This window comes from Trinickia sp. Z7, from assembly GCF_056498045.1.
Window position 1 is genome coordinate 206,893 of the sequence record NZ_JAUEQW010000004.1, and the last position, 19,064, is coordinate 225,956.

Below are 19,064 nucleotides of genomic sequence, written 5' to 3' on the forward strand. Positions count from 1 at the left end.
CCGCAACGCACGTGCCTTCACCGCGGGTCTTGCAACGCAGGGCAACGGCCGTTGCCGCCTGCTGCGCCGCCCCTCGAAACCGCACACTGCACTTGTTTCTTTTTCATCCTGCGCGAAATTGCAAGGACACGCGGCCATCGAACAAATGCCGTGAGTGGGTGGTGGGCGGGTGATGGGCGACTGTCGCGGGCAGGCACTCGTCGCGCCGGTGCGCCGGTGCCCCTCTGCGCACTTAGGTTGTGGTGCGGACGGACTCGCTCGCGCGTCGTCTGCCACGCATCATCCGCCAAGAGGCAATCACCAAAAGGCAGAAATCCCGGCAATCCCGTAGGCGCCGCGGGCGCGAGCCGTCTGCAGCGCCTCCCGCGTCATGCCGCCGAGCGCAAAAACGGGCATCGACACCTGCGCGGTAAGCGCTTGGAATCGCGCCCAGCCGAGCGTCGGCTCGCCGGGGTGGCTTGCGGTCGGCAAGACGGGCGAGAGCGTGACGAAATCGACGCCGATCGCTTGGGCATGCAGAAGCTGCTCGCGAGAATGGCATGCCGCCGATAGCAGCTTGGGGCGTGCGCCGCTCGGGCGCGCCTGGCATCGCATGAGCTGGGCGCTCGGCAAATGCACGCCGTCGGCGTGGGCGCTCGGCAGATCGTCCAGCGGACCGTTCAGGACGAGGCGCGCCGCGTGGCGGTGACATATCGCGCACGCGCGCTCGGCCAACTCGCAGTAGGCCACGGCATCGAGGTGTTTCGCGCGCAGCTGCACGAGCGCGACGCCCGACGAAACCGCGTGGCGCAAGCGTTCGAGAAACACATCGAACCGTGCCGGCTCGGGCGGCTCGGGCGTGATCAATAAAATTTCGGGAAGAGGCGGATCGATGCGCATCCGCTCACGCTAACAAAAGCCGCTCGTCGCGCCAAGTGAGCGCATCGGGCCGAACGCGATGCGGTCGCATCGGCAGGTGCGCGGCGGCGTCGACAAGCGTGCACTGCCACCACTACTGCGCCTGCTGTTGCGCCTGCGCTGCGGAAGCCGTGCTCGGACAGGCCGGATCTTTGCCCCAATGGCCCGAGCACGCATGCCAGCGGCAACTTTGCGCTTCGAAGAAATTGCCGTTGTCGCACGCCTTCACCTGATCGGCCAGACTCGCTGCGCCGGCCTTCGACGCGGCCGTCTTGCCGGCGACCGCAGGGGCGCTGGCCGCCTTGGCATCGTAGCGTTTCGTGCGCGCGACGAGCGCCGCTAGCAGATCGACATCGGGATCGTCTTTGGCTGCGCTCGGCCGCGCTTTGACATGCTTGCTCGCATGCGCAGCGGCCAGCTTCTCGGTATGACGTGCTTTGGCGCTGTCTCTCGGGTTCTGTTTGGCGCTCTCACGCTGCGTCCGCCCGGCCATCGTTTTGACCGGCGCCTGTTGTTTGGCAACGGGCGCGCTCGCCGCCGCGGCCGCCACCGCAGCGGAGGCCGCCTTATCCACGTTCTGGACAGGCGCCGCGCCGCTCGCGAGCGCCTGGGATAGCCGGTCTGCATCGGCGCTGTGTGGCGACGAAGCGCCCGCGCCGGCGCTACCGGCATCGGCGCCCACTCGAACGGTATCGTCGGCGACGATCACGGCAGCCTGCGGCCCCGAAGCCGCCGCTGCCTGTGCAGCTTGCACCGACGAAGCGGCGCCCGCGCTCGGTGCGGCACCGCTAGCAGGAGATGCTTTTGCCACAACGGTGGCCGCGGGCGCCGCCGCGGCTACCGGTGGCTCATTCTGTTGACCGCGCAACCACTGCCAGGCGCCGAGCGCCGCGAAGGCGACGACAGCCGCGCCGGCGGCGATCGCCGGCTTCTTCGAACGGCGCCGTGGGGGCTGTTGCGCGACGACGCGCCCCTCCAGACTCGCCAAAATGCGGGAGTTGTTGTCTACGGGCCCGGGGGCCGTCTCGGAAAGCAGGCTCGGCCGCCCTTTGGAACTGGAACTTTCCGGCGCACTCATTCAGTATCTCGTTAGCTCTTTGTTTAATTCGCCGCGATAATACGATCCGGCCTCCCTCGCAAGCAGGCCAGATTCTAAGAGCAAGCATTACAAAATACAATTTATTTCCCTCCCGGGGCCGATCTTGATTGCCGTTGCACTCGCCGCTTATTTCGCCGTCGCCGTGACCATCGCGGCGTTGTTCCTATTGCCGCCTGCACGCGCCGCACTAATGTCGGCGGCCGCCCAATTTCACCGGCACATATCGAAGCGCGCCGCCCGCGGCCTCTCTCATGCGCGTAACGGCATCGATGAATCAGTAAGAATTTCTCGCATCACCTTTAAAGACGCGCAAAAAATACTGATTCGGCAACGCTTGCTGATTTTGATTACCGCAGGTATCCTTGCGGCGCCTCCATTGATCGCAATTGCGTTGGGCGGTCGCCAATTATTTCAGTTTGATGGCGAAGCCCGCGTGCCGGACGAGAAAATCGCCGCTTTGCTCAATGGGGAGCAGCTCGTTCCACCGCCGCCGCTGCCGCCCGAGGTATTCGCGACACGGGAAGTCGAACAGGTCCGTCCAGCATTGCGCGACGCCAGCCGCGATTGGAATTTGCTTGATGCCGATTTCAGAACACGCCTATTGCTCGTCTATAAGATCATGCACGAGCAGTACGGGTACGACATGGCGTTGTTGGAAGGATATCGAAGCCCGGAGAGGCAAAACCGACTCGCGCAGCTGGGGGGCGTGACCAATGCGGCAGCATTTCAGAGCTATCACCAATACGGCCTTGCCGCCGACAACGCGTTTTTGCGCGACGGCAAGATCGTCATTTCCGAGAAAGATCCCTGGGCCATGCGAGGCTATGAGCTTTATGGGAAAACGGCCGAGCAAGTCGGCTTGACATGGGGCGGACGATGGAAATTGATGGATTTCGGACACGTTGAATATCACAAGCCGGGATTCGTCCTAGGACGGCCGCCAAGCGGTACGGTCGCCCGGCAATAATGCGAAGCTCGTCCGCCGAGCACCGACACGCAATGCCTTTCGCCGCCGTGCGCCGGGCCATTCGAAGACTCAAGAAAGTTAAAGCCTTATGCAACGCTTCCTCAATGCGCTGATCAGCAAACGGACGATGACTGTGGTCGGGGTGGTCGTCATCGCGGCGATTCTGTTCGGCCTCGCCTCTTGGCTCGACCTCCCGCCGCTTTGGCCCGCGCTCGCGGTGGCCGGCTTGCTCGTTCTGCTGTTCGTCGCTTGGCTCTGGCGGCGCGTTGCCGCGCGCCGCGCCAGCCGCAAGCTGGGCGATATGCTCGAGCAACAGGCGGAAACGGGCAAGGCGCCCCAGGCCGCCGGCGCCAAGCCGGCCGATCTCGATGTCCTGCGCACGCGCTTGACCGAGGCCGTGCGCACGATCAAAACGTCGAAGATCGGTCAGGCCTCGGGGGGCTCGGCGCTCTACGACTTGCCGTGGTACATCGTCATCGGCAATCCGGCGGCCGGCAAGAGCAGCGCCGTGCTCAATTCGGGACTGCAGTTTCCGTTCGCGGAAAAGAACGACGCGGTCGTGCACGGCATCGGCGGCACGCGCAATTGCGACTGGTTCTTCACGACCGAGGGCATCCTGCTCGATACGGCGGGCCGCTATTCGGTCCACGAGGAAGACCGCACCGAGTGGCTAGGCTTCTTGAATCTGCTCAAGCGCTACCGGCCCAAGGCGCCGATCAACGGCATCATCGTGACGGCCAGCATCGCCGAGCTCACGAGCAGCCGCCCCGACGCCACGATCAACCTCGCGCGCAGCCTGCGCCAGCGCGTCCAAGAGTTGACCGAGAAGCTCGAAGTATTTGCGCCTGTCTACGTGATGTTCACGAAGGCCGATCTGATCACGGGCTTCGCCGAATTCTTCAGCGGGGGCGAGCGTCACGAGTACGAACGCGTCTGGGGCGCCACGCTGCCGTACGAGCCCGACGAGAAGCGCGACATCGTCGGCCTGTTCGACGAGCGCTTCGAAGAACTCTACGAGGGCCTGAAGGAAATCAGCGTCGCGCAGATGTCGATCAATCGCGGCAACATGCTCTCGCCGGGGCAGTTGAGCTTTCCGCTCGAATTTCTCGCCATCAAGCCCGCGCTGCGCGTGTTCCTTGCGACGCTGTTCGAAAACAACCCGTTCCAATACAAGCCGATCCTGCGCGGCTTTTACTTCACGAGCGCCCTGCAGGAAGGCGAGACGAGCAGCGCCGCCGCGCAGCGCATCGGCGCCCGCTTCGGGCTTGCGGTGGACAACCTGCCCAAGCCGCAAGCGGCCTCTTCCAAGAACGGGTTCTTCTTGCGCGATTTGTTCTCGAAGGTCATCTTCGCCGATCGCCAGACCGTACGCCAATTCGCCAGCCCCGCGAAAACGCGGTTCCGCTACGGCACGTTCTTCGCGTTCGTCGCCGCACTGGCGCTGGCGCTCGGGGGGTGGACATGGTCCGCGCTCGGCAACGAACAGCTCGCCTCGAACGTGCAAGCCGACCTCGACAACATCGTGCGCCTCCAGCAGAACCGCAACGATCTGCAGTCGCGGCTGCAAGCGATGGACATTCTCGAAGATCGCATCACGCAACTCGAGCAGTTCCGCCACGACCGCCCAATCTCGGTCTCGCTGGGCCTGTACCAAGGCGATCGGATCGAGCAGCGTCTTCTGGCCGAGTACTACCGCGGCGTCAAACAGTTGATGCTCGACCCGGTCTCGCAAAATCTGGCCGCCTTCCTCAAGGAGGTCGACGCACACCCTGATCAACTCGCCCCGCTCACGCGTCCGCCCGAATCGGGGGCCATTCCCGTGTCGGCGCGCGCAAGCACGCAAGCTCCCGCGGCCAACGGCGCGCAGGGTGGCCTCTATAGCGATGCGTCGCCCACCAACGTGGAAGACGCCTACAACGCGTTGAAGACCTACCTGATGCTGTCGGACAAGCGTCATGTCGAAGCGGCGCACCTCACCGATCAGCTCGCACGCTTCTGGCGCGGCTGGCTCGAGACGAATCGCGGAAACATGTCGCGCGACGAAATGATCAAGAGCGCCGAGCGCATGATCACGTTCTATCTCGCGCGCGTGTCGGACGACGATTGGCCGATGATCGACGCCAACCTCTCGCTGATCGACCAGACGCGCGAGAACTTGCGCCACGTCGTGCGCGGCATGCCGGCGCGTCAACGCGTCTACGAGGAAATCAAGGCGCGCGCCTCCACACGCTATGCGCCGATGACGATCGCGCGCATCGTCGGGGAGAACAACACCGGCCTCGTCGGCGGCAGCTATGCGATCCCCGGCACGTTCACGCGCGAAGCGTGGTTCGACTACGTCAAGCCCGCGATTCGCGACGCCGCCACGAAGGAGCTGCAAGCGAAGGATTGGGTGTTGAACACGTCTTCGCAGGACGATCTCACGCTCGAAGGCAGCCCCGAGCAGATCCAAAAGGCGCTGGTCGGTATGTACAAGACCGAGTACGCTCAGCATTGGCAGCGCTTCATGCAAGGCATTGCCGTGCGCGACTTCGGCAGCTTCGGCCAGGCCGTCGATGCGATGAACCGGCTCGGCGATCCGCAGGATTCGCCGATCCGCAAGATCCTCGAAACGGCCTACGCCCAAACGGCCTGGGACAATCCGGCGCTTGCATCCACCACCTTGCAGAAGGCGCAGAACGGCGTCACGGGATGGTTCAAGCGGCTGTTTTCGTCGAAGACGCAGGCGGCGCAAAACGCCGGCATCGACGTCGATTTGGCCGGCGGCTCGCCCACGGCAGGCCCCGTCGGCATTGCCTTCAGCGGGCTCGCACGCATCGTGGCCAAGCAAGAGAACGCGTCCTTGCTGAACGGCTATATGGATACGCTATCGAAGGTGCGCACGCGCTTTAACGTCCTCAAGAATCAAGGCGATCCCGGCCCCGGCGCGCGCGAGCTCATGCAGCAGACGCTCGACGGCAACGGCTCCGAACTTGCCGATTCGCTCAAGTTCGTCGACGAGCAAATGCTCACGGGGCTGACCGACGATCAGCGCAAGGCGCTGCGCCCGTTGCTGGTCAGGCCGCTGATGCAAGCGTTCGCGGTCGCGATCGAGCCGGCCAGCAACGAGGTCAATAAAGTCTGGAACGCGCAGGTGTACCAAACCTTCCAAACCTCGCTCGCGAACAAGTATCCGTTCTCTGGCGACGCGAAGGTCGAAGCCGGTGCAAGCGAGATTGCACAAGTGTTCGGTCCGGACGGCGCGATTTCCAAGTTCGTCGGCACGACCCTCGGGCCGCTCGCCGTGCGGCGGGGCGATACGCTCTCGCCGCGCACGTGGGGCGGGATGGGCATCGTGCTTTCGCCCGAATTCACGAGCGGCTTCGCTCGCTGGGTCGCTCCGCTCTCGGGTGCGGCGGCCGCCAGCGGCGGCGCGGCGGCCGAACCGCAAACGGTGTTCCAGATCCTGCCGCAGCCGGGCCAAGGCACGACCGAGTACACGATTGCCATCGACGGCCAGCAGTTGCGTTATCGCAATACGCCGCCGCAATGGACGAACTTCGTCTGGCCGAACCCGCAAGGCGCCCCCGGGGCCACGCTGACGGCCACGTCGTTCGACGGCCGGACGATCGAACTCGTCAACGAGCCCGGCCGCTACGGGCTCGAAAAGCTGATCAATTCGGCCAAGCGCACGCGCAACCCCGACGGCACGTTCTCGCTGACGTGGAACCAGGGCAGCGTGACCGTGGCGCTCAGCATGCGGATCATCAGCACGTCGCAGCCTTCGAACGGCGGCAGCGGCGGCGGCGACGCCCCGCAACAGCAGAGCCTGCGCGGCACACGCCTGCCCGAGTCGGTCGCCGACGCCGCGGCGGCGCGCACGGCCGCCGCGCAAGCGAGCGGCGCGGCTCCGGCGCTCGCCGCGTCGGACGCGGCAGCCGCGGCGCCGTCGAACACTCTCACGCCCTCGGCCGCCAATCCGGCCGTCTCGAATACAGGAGCCGCGCAATGACGCAAACCGTGCAGGCGCAACTCGCCTACTTCGGCAAGATTCCTTCGCGCGGGGACTTCGTCAAGAGCACACACAATCCGCAACTGCTGCAGACGCTCGACCATTGGGTTGCGCAGGCCATGGAGTTGCTCGCCGAAGATCCACGCTGGAAGATCGTCTATGAGAACGCGAAGCCCATGCATTTCGCGTTCCTCGGCTCGCAAAGCCGGCTGGCGATTGCAGGCCACATGATGTCGAGCCACGACGTCTCCTCGCGCCGCTTTCCGCTGCTCGCCGCGACGGCGCTCGAAGTCGAGCGCCCCCTCGCCTTTCTTGCGCGCAGCCCGCTTGCATTCGCGCGGCTATGGGCGCGCGCCTCGACGCAAATGCGCACCGTCTATGACAGCGACGAACCCGCCGCGGCGCTGCAAGCGCTGGGCGATACCCAGGTGTCGATCGACGTCGGCACCGCGAACTCGCATGACGGCACGTTTTCCGATTTCGTCGAGCATCAAACGCTCGCCGGTCTCGAGCAGATGCTGCTCGCCAGCGGCCATCCCGTGCGGCTTCGCGGCGCGATGCTCGCGCTCGGCTCGCTGCTCAAGCCCGTCATGCTCAGCCATGCGCCGAACCTCGAGCGCGGCCTCACGCTGCCCCTGCCGAGCGACATGTTCTACCGCAGCCTCGTGGCCGCATTCTGGCTCGAACTGATCGCACCGTTCCTCGCGCAGGCCGATTTCGAACTGGCGATCTTCATCGGCACGATCGCCGAACGCGAGCGGCTCGTCGTCGGCTTCAACGGCGCCTCGGCGAAGACCTTGCACAGCGTCATCGATCCCCAAGCTTATGCGGCTCACAACATCGACATCGACGACCCGGAATGGGTCGACGACCACGCCCAGAACGAACATGGAATCAGCAAGCTCGTCAGCTATCTCGAACAGCCGCAACTGTCGCTGCGCATCGCGATCGATACGTTCCGCGAAGCGTATGTCGGGGCGTGACGTGCGCACGAGCGCATCGATCGAGCAGCGGCATCGCGATTCGCCGCGGCTTGCGAGCGAGCCGCGGCGAACGGGTTTGAGCCGCTTCGCGCTCACCGTGGTAGCCGCGGTGATCACGGCGGCCGGCTGCTTGACGGCCGGCGCCGCCTTTGCCGAGAACGGCAGCCCGGCCATGGTGTCGCCCGTGGACAACAACGGCGTACGCGTTCGCGTCGCGACGCTGCCCCCGCAGGGGCAGATCGGGGGCGCGAGCACGTCGGGCTCGACGAGCGGTCCCACGCATGTTCCCGCCCCCGCCGATGCGGCCCCCGGCCAAGTCGTCGCGAGCGGCAAGGTGCCCGACGAAGCCACGCACAGCGCCGTCCTGCAGCGCTTGCGAGAGACGTACGGCGCGGGCAATGTGGTCGATCAGATCGAGGTCGGCGGCGTCGCGACGCCGCCCAATTGGAGCGCGAACGTGCAGAAGCTGCTCGGTCCGCAACTGAAGCAGATCAGCAAAGGACAACTGAAGATCGACGGCACGCAAATCGAGGTGAAGGGCGAGGTGCCGAACGAATCGCAGCGCCAGCAAATCGCGAGCGACATGGCCAACGCGCTGAACCCGACTTATACGATCCGCAACGGGTTGCGCGTGAGCGCGTCGGAGCAAGGCCTGCTCGACAACACGCTCGCGAATCGCACGATCGAATTCGAAACCGGCAGCGCGACCTTGACCCCGCAGGGCCGCGCGATCCTCGACCAGATGGCGACAGTGCTCGCCAAAATCTCGGGCAAGACGGTGGAGATCATCGGCCACACCGACAACTCGGGCAATCGCGCCTCGAACATTACGCTGAGCCAGGCGCGCGCCGATGCCGTTAAAGGCTATCTCGTGACGAAGGGCGTTGCGCCGCGCTCGATGACGACGATGGGCGTCGGCCCCGACCAGCCCATCGCATCGAACGGCACCGACGACGGCCGGGCGCGCAACCGGCGCATCGAGTTCCGCGTCGGCCAGTAGCGGCGAAGGGCGGCCTATCGCCGCCCAGCGTCGCCTCGGGGTTCAGCTCGCGTCGTCCGGCTTGACCCCGAGCAACTCGCGAATATGCGCGAGCGAGCCGTCGTCCTTGACCACGGCGGAGAGCCACTGATGCAACGGCATGTCGGCCCACTCGGCGGCCTTCTCGGCAAGATAGGCAGCGGGGCTGTGCGGCTCGGTCGAGCGAAAGAAACGCGCGACCGCGCGCAGTTGCGCTACGGCGTCGGCACGGGTTTGAATCGGGCCTGTCGGGCGCACGGCAGCAGGTGCATCGGCGTTGGCTAGCATCGAAGTCTCGAGAGAAAGAGCCGTCTTGAAACTGGGCTCGGCGCGCTCGGTCGGAGGCGCGGGTTGCTCCGTCACGGGCTCTATCTTCGCGCCCACGTCGCGCGCGAATCGCTCGGCAAGCGCAAAGACGAACTCGTAGGCATCCTTCACTTGCCGGAAGCTGGGCGCCGCCGTGCCGGCGCGCGTGTCCAGTTCGCGTTCGAGCGCGAGCATCGCGGCCTCGAACGCTTTCAAGTCCGTGAGCAGGGTGCGGTAAAACGCAGGCGGCGTCCCACGCTTGGCCGCATCGATCTGCTCGATCGACGGCTTGCCCCGGGCGAGATCGTCGGCACGATCCGGGTCGCGACGGATCCCCTGCGCGACGTTCGTCGCCACCTCCCAATCGAGCCCCGTGAATGCGCCGCTCGCCGCCTGGGTGAGCGGCACTTCGCGCAGCAACTGCGACGTGCGCCCGACGAGCCATGCGACATTGCCGAGCCGGTATTCGGCGTCGTCGCCCTCGGGAAGCGGATGCACGCTGTCCCAATAGCGTTCGCTCAGCGTTGCCAGCAGCGCATAACCTTGCGATAGGCCGGCCAGGCCCTGCTTCATCGCCAGCGCTTCGGTCAGCCATGCGGCCAGACGCAGGTCCTTCGTCTGCGTCTTCAACAGCAGCGTGCAACGCTCGATCACGAAGCCCCAATCGGCTTCCTTGATATCGGTGATCCACTCGCCCTGATCGAGCGTCGGGTCGTCGAAGCGGCGCGCGTGCTGGATCGCATCGAAGTCGGAAGAAAACAGCAGGTCGTCGCCGCAGGGCGATGCGCCTTGAAGCGGGGCAATAAGCGGTGCGAGGTCGATCGGCATGTCAGCAAACCTTGTATTCGAAGTCGCCCGACTCCAGCGCGCGCACATCGATGCGCTCGATCCGTTCGCCTTGAGCGATATGGCCGAGCACGTGCTGCGCGAGTTCGGGCAAAAGCGTGCCGTTCAGAATGTGGTCGACATTGCGCGCGCCCGAGTCGACCTCCGTGCACCGAGCGTGAACCGCATCGACGAGTGATTCGTCCCATGCGAATGCGGCGCGATGGTTCGCGGCGACCCGTGCGCGAATTCGCTCGAGCTTCAACTCGATGATTTCGGCAAGCACGTCGTCGGAGATGGGATAGTACGGCACGACCTTCACGCGCCCGAGGAACGCGGGCTTGAACGCCTTGTAGAGTTGCGGCCGCAGCAGTTCCGTCAGCGCCTGTGCATCGGGCAGCGCTTCGGCTTCCTGATTCAAACAGGCTTGCATGACGGCAGCCGACCCGACGTTCGACGTGAGGATGATCAGCGCATGGCGAAAATCGATCTCGCGCCCTTCGGCATCGTCCAGCGTGCCTTTATCGAACACCTGAAAAAACATCTCGAGCACATCGGGGTGCGCCTTCTCGATTTCGTCGAGCAGCACCACCGAATACGGATTGCGCCGCACGGCCTCCGTGAGCACGCCGCCCTCGCCATAGCCGACATACCCCGGCGGCGAACCTTTCAAGCCCGAAACGCTGTGCGCTTCCTGGTACTCGCTCATGTTGATGGTGATGAGCTTGCGTTCGCCGCCATAGAGGATATCGGCCAGCGCGAGTGCAGTCTCGGTCTTCCCGACGCCCGACGGCCCCACGAACAGGAACACACCGCGCGGCTTGTTGGGGTCCTCCAAACTGGCGCTCGCCGTTCGCACACGTTGCGCGATCGCCTCGAGCGCGTGGTCCTGGCCGATCACGCGCGCGGCGAGCAGATCCTTCAGCGACAAAACGGTGTCGATCTCGTCTTTGATCATCCGGCCCAGCGGAATGCCGGTCCAGGCCGCAACGATTTCCGCGACGACATGCCCGTCGACTTGCAGCGGCACCATAGGGCTGGGTTGTTGCAATGCTTGCAGTTCGGCAGTGAGGCGGCCCAGTTCGTCGCGCAAAGCGCCGGTGTCGACCGCGCTGGCCTGCTCGCGCATGAGGCCGCCTTCGCCCCCTTCATCGCCTTTGCCGCCTTCACCGCGTTCATTGGCCTTTTTTGCAGGAGCGAGTTGGCTACGCAGGCGCTCGATCCGCTGTGCCAGCGTACGCTCTTGCTCGTAGCGCGCCTCGTCGGCCGTCAGCGCCGCGACGTCGGCCTCGCGCATCGAGCGCAACTGTGCGAGCCGCTCCTCGTGCGCGCAATCGCTGGTGCCCGTCGCCCGCTCGCGTTCGAGCGCCGCGATCTCGACGTCGGTCCGCTCGATGCGCTTGCGCGTGTCGTCGATGAGGGCCGGGGTCGAACCTTGCGCCAGCGCGACCTTCGCACAGGCGGTATCGAGCACGCCGATCGCCTTGTCGGGCAACTGGCGGCCGGTGATATACCGATGCGACAGGCGCACGGCTTCGGTGATCGCTTCGTCGAGAATGCGCACGTTGAAATGCGACTCCATGCGCGCGGCGAGGCCTCGCACCATCGCGCAAGCAAGCGCCTCGCTCGGTTCGTCGATCTTCACCACTTGGAAACGGCGAGCCAGCGCGACGTCCTTTTCGAAATACTTGCGGTACTCGCTCCACGTCGTCGCCGCGATCGTGCGCAACTCGCCGCGAGCGAGTGCAGGCTTGAGCAAGTTCGCGGCGTCGTTCTGCCCCGCTTGCCCGCCTGCACCGATGATCGTGTGCGCTTCGTCGATGAAGAGAATGATCGGCACCGTGCTCTTCTTGACTTCGTCGATGACACTCTTCAAGCGATTTTCGAACTCGCCTTTCACGCTCGCGCCAGCCTGTAGCAAGCCCATATCGAGGACATGCAACGCCACCCCGACGAGCGGGGGCGGCACGTCGCCCGCAGCGATGCGCAGCGCGAGCCCCTCGACCACGGCGGTTTTGCCCACACCCGCTTCCCCCGTCAGGATCGGATTGTTCTGGCGGCGGCGCATGAGGATGTCGATCGTCTGTCGAATCTCGGCCTCGCGGCCAATGACCGGGTCGACGTGACCGTCGCGCGCGCGCTGCGTCAAATTGGTGGTGTACGTGTCGAGCGCAGGCGTCTTCGAGGGCCCGGGCTGTGCCGTTTCGCCCGCTTCCGCATTCGCCGCGGCCTCGTGCGGGACGCGCTCGACCTCGATCGAACCGGCCGTGGCCTCGTCGAATCGATGCTTGAGTTGCTCGACCGGCACGCGCGCTAAAACCGGCGACATGCGTTCGGCGAATTGAGCAAGTTCGGGCGAGGCGAGCAGTGCGAGCAACAGGTGCCCCGAGCGAATGCGTGCGACGTGCGAATCGAGCGACGCAATGAGCCACGCTTGCTCGAACAGCGCGATCAGGTGCTGCGAAAACACGGGGGTGCGCGTGTTGCCCGTCTTCATGCGTCCGAGTTCGCGTTCTAGATCGGCGCGCAGGGTTTCCGTACTCAGATCGTTGCCGCGCAATACCACGCACAGGTCGCTCGCGCTTTGCTCGATGAGCGCCAGCAGCAAATGCTCGAGATCGACCTCGTAGTGGCCGCGCCCGAGACAAAGGCTCGCCGCGCGCGTCGCGGCGTTCAAGCACAAGGTATCGAGCTTGGCGATGAGAGTCTTCAGTGGGGTGCTCATGTTCGGTCGCTTCTCGCTTTGGATTGGGGTTCCGGATGTCGCTCCGCGCGTTGCGCGGGCCAGGGTTCGTTCAATGAATGACGTTCAACTCGTAGCGCGCGTCGTCGCGGTCGCGCTCGGCTTCGCGCGTGCAAAGGAACGCGTCGTAGCCGAGCCGGGCGCCGGCGCCGAGACAGCTCGCACCAACCTCCTCTCGTGCGAGGACGAGCGACACTTCATACTCGATCGTCGTGCCCGCGAGCAGCGTCAGCATGCGTTCGAGCGCAATGGCGCGCGCCTCGCCGGGCAAAAAGCCTTCGTAGTCGCGCTTGGTCAGCGGGCCGACGACGATGCGCGCACGCATATCGCGCTGCCACACACGCTCGCCGGCCAATGCCGTTGCGCCAAGCATCGCATTCACGCGCCCGAGCACCGTCATGCGCTCTTGCGGCACGGCGTACCACCGGCCGGCGAATTGATCGACGCGCACCCTGACGCGAAAGTAGTCGGCCAGCACACGCTGAAGGAAGGCGGCCGACATCGGCCGGTGGCGGGCCGGCAACGCATAGCCGGCCAGCGCTTCGTCGATCAGTGCGCCACTGCCGCCTTGCAAGTGCGAGCGCGTCGGCGCGTCGGGCGCGCCCGCCAGCGCAAGCAATAGCGGCACATAGCGCTCGTCGCGATTCAGTTCGTAGTGAAGCGGCAGCCGGTACTTTTTCCACGCGGCATAAAAGAGCGCGGTCGCGCGATTGGCGAAGACGTCGAAAAACTCGCGCGCCGCATGATCGCGCTGCAGGTGCGCGCGCCCGATCAACTGCTCCGTGTAATGCAACGGGAGCGCCCCCTGCCCGCCCAGCAAGCCAAAGAACGCGGGCGTGAGTTCGACGCGCCCGACCTGGCGCTGCGCGAGCGCGGCGCGCCGGGCATCGGGCTCGGCCAAGGCCTCCCCGGCTTCGTCGTACGGCACGGCCCGCTCGATCTCGCTTGGCGGAAAGGTCACGGTCAGGCTATTGCGAAACGCCACGGAAGTCGTGCTGCGTTCGCCGGCCCGGCGCCCGCCGGCGTTCACGCGCTCGCGCGAAAACCAAGTGTCGAGCACCCTGACCGCTTGAAAGAATTGGAACCGGTACGGCTCGTCGAGCAAGCGCTCGACTACGCCAGCGTCGATTCCGCGCTGCGCGGCTTGCATCGCATGATCTCCTCGCCTGTGCGGCCTGCCACGGCCACGAGTTGCACAAAGCTGTTCAAGCGTACGAACAGGCCGAAGAACGTATCGAGCACGCGCACGAAGGTGGCGAGGCTCGTGCCGACGTAATGCGCCTCGTCGAACGTCAAGCGGATCTCGACACCCCGCACGAACGTGGCGAAAGGCCGGCCGGCCAGCCAATGCACGGCCGGCCGTTGCTCGATGCCGACGATGCCCGCGATGTGCCGAGCCGATACGGCCGTGCGACGCGCGTCGTAGAGCGCGAGCAACTCTTTGAGCGCAGCGAGGCCGTTGGACGATAACGAGACTCGATTGAGCGCCAAATGCGAGATGAGCCGCCAGCGCAACGCGGCGCCGCGCGGCACACGCAGCGTCGGGCTGGGCCGGGACAGCAAAGCGATAGGACCGACGCGCACATCGGGCGACGCGAACAAATCGCCGCCTTCGAGACCGACCGCCAACTGTGCCGGCAAATCGCGGTTCGTGCAGGTCAGCGCAACGCTCAGCGTGTCCGTGCGCGCATCGAGCGGGTCGAAATCGGCATCGACGACGGAAATTTCGGTCTCGTAGCCGGGGCTATGCTGCGCCACCCAATCGTTGCGGCGCGCAAACCAGTAACGGCCCACGCGAGCCGGTTCATCGTGGTGGAGCGAATAGAACGGCCGAAATTCGGTGATGGTCTGCCCTTGCTCGCGCGTTCGCACACAGCGCACGTCATCGATCGAATAGACCTCGTACGCGCGCGCATGGCGCGCGTTTGCGACCACCGGGTAGGACACGGTCTCGTGACTGACGTGGATCGGCTCGCCGCGCCGTTCGAACAGATTGACGACGGGCGTGCAGAAGAGCCGGACGTGGTTGGCGCTCAGCGATTCGACGAGCCGTTCGATATGCGGCTCGTCACGCAGTTCGCCGAGCGCCACGTGCAACGTCAGGCGCCGGCAGCGCCCCGCGACGCGAACCATCTCGGCCATGTCGAAATCGATGAAATCGAATTTTTCGGGAAAGGCGAAGTACTCCGCCAGCACGCGGTAGGCGGGGTGCGACTTGGCCGGATAGTCGACGAGCGCATCGGCTTCGGCGAAGCCCGCCGGCACAATGGGCATATCGGCTAGCGGGCGCCAGAGGCGGCTCTCCTCCGTTTGGATATAGGCGCCGATCGCCTTCATGAACAGCGAATCGGTCAGCGCCGCGACGAACGACTGTTCGCCATGCAGGTAGGCGCGCAGCGCGCCCAAGTTCAGCGCGCCCAGCGTCGCGTCCGGCCCCGTCGCCTCGAAGGTGAACGAGAGCAACGCGGAAACGTCCCCCGGCAGCGTGACAGCGGACGCGGGCACCTCGGCGAGCGGCGTATACCGCGCGTGTGCCAAACGCACGGGCGCCAGCGAGACCTCGTAGGCCGTACGGAACTGGCACCGAACGCCGCGTATTTCGCGGGCGGCAAGCGGCGTGCCGCGCGCGATGGTGACGGGCTGCGCCGCTAGCGCGTCGCGGGGCGAACTCAACTGCGCGATCGAGCATGAAGGAAACGGCCGCAGATAGTGCGGATACAACACCTCGACGAGCGCCTCGGTGAATTCCGGCAGGTCGTCGTCCAGCTTTTTATTGATGCGAGCGGTGAGCAACCCGAACCCTTCGATCATGCGTTCGACGTGCGGATCGTCGCCGTGCGCCCCCTGAGGGGCGAGGCGGGCAGCGATCTTGGGATACCGCTCGGCGAACTCGAGCGAATAGCGGCGCAAAAACGCCAACTCGCGCTCATAGTAAGGCAGCAACGCTTCCATCAATCTTCCCCGAGCGTGCTCGCTCTTCTCTCGCTATCTCAACTAGCTGAGTCCGGGTTCGCGTACGCGGGAGCGGGTGGCATCCGTCGCACGCCGCGACCGCGTGACCGAATATTGCAACGTAGAGGCTTGTAGCATCGCGTCGAAGCTGACCGGCTCTTCGGCAGGATGAACGACGAGCTTGGCGCGAATGACGAAATACAAAACGTTCGTCGATTGCTCGTTGATTTCCAGCGAAACACGCACGTCGCGCAAGCGCGGCTCGTGCCGCGCGATCGCCTGCGTGATGGAATCGCAAATGAACGTGCGATCGACGTGACTCGCGAGGCTCAGGCCGGAGAAATCATTCAGACCGTAGGTCAGCACGGAGCGATGACACTGCGGGAGCGCCGCCAGATCGTGCTCCGTCAGGACGATCCGCGTATTGAGCAGCGCCTCGACATCGCGCGCCACTCGGCCCTTGAGCTCGTCGAGCGACCACTGACGCATCGCGGCAGGCGCCGGCGAGCGCGGATCGTCATCGAAGAGCTTATCGAGCAAGCTCGGTTCAAAGCGCTTCATGGAACCATGTAAAGGGGCGAATCATGCTGACGGAGAACGAACGAGCCGCCCGCTTCGCAGCCGAAGCGGGCGGCGCAACACCGAAGGCTTAGACCGCGTAGGTCTTGTCGTTCTTCGTCAGGCTCCATGCGCCTTGCGCATTACCGGCCACGCCGCCGCCCGTCTTTTGCTGCGTGTACTTCCACTGGATGGCGGCGTACTTCAGCGAGAACTCTTCGGTGGGCAAACCTTCGCCGACCACGCTCGGCGTAACCGACGAGATGATGACGTACTTCATCTTGATCTCGAGGTACTTGACGCGGTTGCCTTCGCCGTCCGCGCGCATGAAGTCGACCGTCACTTCGTCGAACGTCGTGCCGCCCGAAGCATGTTGATACAGGAGCGGGCTAACGAGGTCGATATCCTTCGAGAAGGTCATGTCGCCATGCTCGCAACGCTCGGCCGTCGCGCCGCCAGCGGTGCCCGACGTAGCGGAGCGCGGCTGCCGGATCGAATGACTCCACGAGTTGATCTCGATGCAGTCCTTGTGATCTTTATCGGCAGATTCACCCTTGATGGCGGGATTGCCAAACTTCAAGTAAATGTCTTTCATGACTTCGCGACTCCCAGGTAGCGGTTATATGCGGCTCGAGCTGTCGGCCCGAGCCGCGCTCGGAATAACTTGTGGTTATGCGCCAGCGGTTTTCGGCAGGTCGGCAACGAGCCGCAGCGAAATCGACAACTCGTCCAACTGGAAATGCGGGCGCAGGAAGGCGACGGACCGGTACGAGCCGGGCTTGCCGGGGATCTCGGATACCTGAATCGACGCCTCGCGCAGCGGAAACTGCGCTTTTTGTTCTTGCGAAGCGTTGTCGTCGAGCAACACGTACTGTGCGACCCAGCGATTCAAGAACTGCTCGACGTTTTGCGCCGAGGCAAAACTGCCGATCTTGTCGCGCATCATCGCCTTCAAATAATGAGCGATGCGAGAGACCGAAAAAATGTATTGCAACTGCGCCGACAGCACGGCATTGGCATTGGCGCTGTCGGTGTTGTACTTCTTCGGCCTTTGCACCGACTGCGCGGCGAAGAACGCCGCATAGTCGGAATTCTTGCAGTGCACGAGCGGGATGAAGCCCAGATCGCTCAGTTCCTTCTCGCGCCGATCGGTAATGGCGATTTCGGTCGGGCACTTCAATGCGATCTCGCCATCGTCGGTTTTGAACGTGTGCGTGGGCAGGTCTTCCACGAGCCCGCCCCCTTCCACGCCGCGAATCGCCGCGCACCAGCCGAAATCGTCGAACGCCGCCGTCAGCCGTGCTGCGAACGCCCAAGCCGCGTTGCACCACAGATACTTGCTGTGGTCCGAGCCGTCGACGTTCTCGACGAAATTGAACGCTTCGGCAACGAGTCCGTCCCGCGGGTGAAACGGTAGCCGGCCAAGGTAGCGCGGCAGCGTCAAGCCCACGTAACGCGAATCTTCGGATTCGCGGAACGACTTCCACTTGGCGTATTCGACCGTATCGAACACCTTGGCGAGATCGCGCGGCTTGCCCAGGTCGGCGAACGATTCGAGACCGAGCAATTCGGGCGAAGTCGACGCGATGAACGGCGCATGCGCGGCCGCCGCGACGTGCGACATCTGCTCGATGAAATACATGTCCTCGGGCTGGCGCGTGAGCTCGAAATCGCCGATCAGCGCACCGAACGGCGCACCACCGAAGGTGCCGAATTCTTCTTCGTAGATCTTCTTGAACAGCGCGCTCTGATCGAATTCCGAGGCAGCCTTGAAATCGCGAACGATCTCGCGCTTGCCCGCGTTGAGCACGCGAATCTTGATGGTGGAGCCGGTGTTGCTCTCCTTGCACAGGTAATTGAGCCCGCGCCAGGTGCTTTCCATGCGCTGGAACTCGGGCGCATGCATGACTTCGCTCAACTGCGCCGAGAGGAGGCGGTCGAGCTCGGCAATGCGGGCGTCGATCGTCGCCGACAGGTTATCGGAGACGACGACCGTGCCGTCCATCACTTGATGCACGAGCTCGCCGATCAGATCCTTGGCACGCGCGTGCTCGGACTCGGATTTTGCAACTTTGCTCTTTTCGACGATTTCGTCGAGCAACGACGGTGCGGCGCCTGCTTGCGCCGCCCCGACGGGGGCCGCAGCCGTTTGCTGATTCATCCTCACACCCCGCTTACGTTATTCGCCTTGCTTGTCTTCGCCGTTGCCGCTCGCGCCCGTTTCGCCCGCCAGCGTTTGCAATTGCTGGGTATTGGCGAGCACTTCGCTCAGCAGGCTCTCGAGCTGGTCGTTGCCGGCCAGCTTGTTGCGCAGATCGGCAAGCTTGGAGCGCGCATCGAGCAAGCGCCGCAGCGGCTCGATCTGCTGGACCACCGCATCGGGCCCGAAGTCGTCCATCGAACGGAATCGCAGATCGACGCCGAAGGAGCCGCCCGCCTCGGTCAACTCGTTCTTGACCTGGAAAGCGGCGCGCGGCTCGAGGCCCTTCATGACATCGTCGAAATTGTCACGATCGACGCTCACGAACTTGCGGTCGCGCAGCTTCGGTTGCTCCACCTCGGACTGCCCGGCCAGATCGGCGATGACGCCGACCACGAACGGCAGCTCTTTGACTTCGATCGCATCGCCGCGCTCGACCTCGTAGGTCAGTTGGACGCGCGGCGGCCGCACCTTCTGCAGGCGCTTCTGGATGCTTTCTTTCTTCGCCATCGATGGCTCCCAAAG

At 64.6% G+C, this 19,064-nt stretch carries 14 protein-coding genes; 4 read left to right on the forward strand and 10 right to left on the reverse strand.

Translation table 11 applies throughout. The annotated features are described in order from the left end of the window. Positions 1 to 297: 297 nt before the first annotated feature. Together QQS38_RS09760 and QQS38_RS09765 are read right to left on the reverse strand one after the other, a co-directional pair. Positions 298 to 879, reverse strand: a complete 582-nt coding sequence (locus QQS38_RS09760; RefSeq protein ID WP_479645168.1) for a thiamine phosphate synthase — start codon at positions 877 to 879, stop codon at positions 298 to 300. 112 nt (positions 880 to 991) lie between these two features. After that, positions 992 to 1,975 carry a phage tail protein gene (locus QQS38_RS09765; protein ID WP_479645169.1) on the reverse strand — a complete coding sequence of 328 codons (984 nt, stop codon included), beginning with the start codon at positions 1,973 to 1,975 and terminating at the stop codon, positions 992 to 994. 124 nt (positions 1,976 to 2,099) lie between these two features. On the opposite strand from QQS38_RS09765, the gene QQS38_RS09770 reads away from it, so the two are divergent. From QQS38_RS09770 to QQS38_RS09785, 4 genes are all read left to right on the forward strand, one after another. Continuing rightward, positions 2,100 to 2,963 carry a M15 family metallopeptidase gene (locus tag QQS38_RS09770; protein ID WP_479645170.1) on the forward strand — a complete coding sequence of 288 codons (864 nt, stop codon included), beginning with the start codon at positions 2,100 to 2,102 and terminating at the stop codon, positions 2,961 to 2,963. A gap of 88 nt (positions 2,964 to 3,051) precedes the next feature. Next, entirely contained in the window at positions 3,052 to 6,954 is a 3,903-nt protein-coding gene (gene tssM / locus QQS38_RS09775; protein WP_479645171.1) for a type VI secretion system membrane subunit TssM, read from the forward strand. Then, entirely contained in the window at positions 6,951 to 7,937 is a 987-nt protein-coding gene (gene tagF / locus QQS38_RS09780) for a type VI secretion system-associated protein TagF (RefSeq protein WP_479645172.1), read from the forward strand. The genes tssM and tagF overlap by 4 nt, the downstream gene beginning before the upstream one ends. After that, positions 7,924 to 8,937 (forward strand): OmpA family protein, encoded by a 1,014-nt coding sequence (locus QQS38_RS09785; protein ID WP_479645173.1) that lies wholly within the window; start codon positions 7,924 to 7,926, stop codon positions 8,935 to 8,937. Before tagF ends, QQS38_RS09785 begins: the two co-directional genes overlap by 14 nt. Before the next feature lie 42 nt (positions 8,938 to 8,979). On the opposite strand, the gene tssA is transcribed toward QQS38_RS09785, so the two are convergent. The 8 genes from tssA to tssB form a co-directional block, all read right to left on the reverse strand. Beyond that, the gene (gene tssA / locus QQS38_RS09790) at positions 8,980 to 10,089 is read right to left on the reverse strand and encodes a type VI secretion system protein TssA (protein WP_479645174.1); all 1,110 of its coding nucleotides are present in this window, start codon (positions 10,087 to 10,089) and stop codon (positions 8,980 to 8,982) included. A gap of 1 nt (position 10,090) precedes the next feature. Further along, positions 10,091 to 12,811 carry a type VI secretion system ATPase TssH gene (gene tssH, locus QQS38_RS09795; protein ID WP_479645175.1) on the reverse strand — a complete coding sequence of 907 codons (2,721 nt, stop codon included), beginning with the start codon at positions 12,809 to 12,811 and terminating at the stop codon, positions 10,091 to 10,093. A 70-nt stretch (positions 12,812 to 12,881) separates the two neighbouring features. Next, the gene (tssG, locus tag QQS38_RS09800; RefSeq protein WP_479645176.1) at positions 12,882 to 13,979 is read right to left on the reverse strand and encodes a type VI secretion system baseplate subunit TssG; all 1,098 of its coding nucleotides are present in this window, start codon (positions 13,977 to 13,979) and stop codon (positions 12,882 to 12,884) included. Beyond that, complete coding sequence (gene tssF, locus QQS38_RS09805) at positions 13,943 to 15,781, reverse strand: type VI secretion system baseplate subunit TssF (protein WP_479645177.1); 1,839 nt, start codon at positions 15,779 to 15,781, stop codon at positions 13,943 to 13,945. The genes tssG and tssF overlap by 37 nt, the downstream gene beginning before the upstream one ends. 42 nt (positions 15,782 to 15,823) lie before the next feature. Continuing rightward, a complete protein-coding gene (gene tssE, locus QQS38_RS09810) occupies positions 15,824 to 16,342 on the reverse strand; it encodes a type VI secretion system baseplate subunit TssE (RefSeq protein ID WP_479645178.1) in 519 nt (172 codons plus the stop codon). Between the two features lie 88 nt (positions 16,343 to 16,430). Next, positions 16,431 to 16,934: an Hcp family type VI secretion system effector gene (locus QQS38_RS09815; protein WP_479645179.1), complete on the reverse strand. Its 504-nt coding sequence runs from the start codon at positions 16,932 to 16,934 to the stop codon at positions 16,431 to 16,433. A gap of 75 nt (positions 16,935 to 17,009) precedes the next feature. Next, positions 17,010 to 18,500: a type VI secretion system contractile sheath large subunit gene (gene tssC / locus QQS38_RS09820; protein ID WP_479645180.1), complete on the reverse strand. Its 1,491-nt coding sequence runs from the start codon at positions 18,498 to 18,500 to the stop codon at positions 17,010 to 17,012. Positions 18,501 to 18,518: 18 nt separating this feature from the next. Then, positions 18,519 to 19,049 carry a type VI secretion system contractile sheath small subunit gene (tssB, locus tag QQS38_RS09825; protein WP_479645181.1) on the reverse strand — a complete coding sequence of 177 codons (531 nt, stop codon included), beginning with the start codon at positions 19,047 to 19,049 and terminating at the stop codon, positions 18,519 to 18,521. Between the last annotated feature and the right edge of the window lie 15 nt (positions 19,050 to 19,064).

Excerpts from the sequence above, each read along its gene's own strand:
- QQS38_RS09760 (WP_479645168.1), bottom strand. The coding sequence starts at position 879 with ATGCGCATCGATCCGCCTCTTCCCGAAATTTTATTGATCACGCCCGAG.
- QQS38_RS09765 (WP_479645169.1), bottom strand. The coding sequence starts at position 1,975 with ATGAGTGCGCCGGAAAGTTCCAGTTCCAAAGGGCGGCCGAGCCTGCTT.
- tssM (WP_479645171.1), top strand. The coding sequence starts at position 3,052 with ATGCAACGCTTCCTCAATGCGCTGATCAGCAAACGGACGATGACTGTG.
- tagF (WP_479645172.1), top strand. The coding sequence starts at position 6,951 with ATGACGCAAACCGTGCAGGCGCAACTCGCCTACTTCGGCAAGATTCCT.
- QQS38_RS09785 (WP_479645173.1), top strand. The coding sequence starts at position 7,924 with ATGTCGGGGCGTGACGTGCGCACGAGCGCATCGATCGAGCAGCGGCAT.
- tssA (WP_479645174.1), bottom strand. The coding sequence starts at position 10,089 with ATGCCGATCGACCTCGCACCGCTTATTGCCCCGCTTCAAGGCGCATCG.
- tssH (WP_479645175.1), bottom strand. The coding sequence starts at position 12,811 with ATGAGCACCCCACTGAAGACTCTCATCGCCAAGCTCGATACCTTGTGC.
- tssG (WP_479645176.1), bottom strand. The coding sequence starts at position 13,979 with ATGCAAGCCGCGCAGCGCGGAATCGACGCTGGCGTAGTCGAGCGCTTG.
- tssF (WP_479645177.1), bottom strand. The coding sequence starts at position 15,781 with ATGGAAGCGTTGCTGCCTTACTATGAGCGCGAGTTGGCGTTTTTGCGC.
- tssE (WP_479645178.1), bottom strand. The coding sequence starts at position 16,342 with ATGAAGCGCTTTGAACCGAGCTTGCTCGATAAGCTCTTCGATGACGAT.
- QQS38_RS09815 (WP_479645179.1), bottom strand. The coding sequence starts at position 16,934 with ATGAAAGACATTTACTTGAAGTTTGGCAATCCCGCCATCAAGGGTGAA.
- tssC (WP_479645180.1), bottom strand. The coding sequence starts at position 18,500 with ATGAATCAGCAAACGGCTGCGGCCCCCGTCGGGGCGGCGCAAGCAGGC.
- tssB (WP_479645181.1), bottom strand. The coding sequence starts at position 19,049 with ATGGCGAAGAAAGAAAGCATCCAGAAGCGCCTGCAGAAGGTGCGGCCG.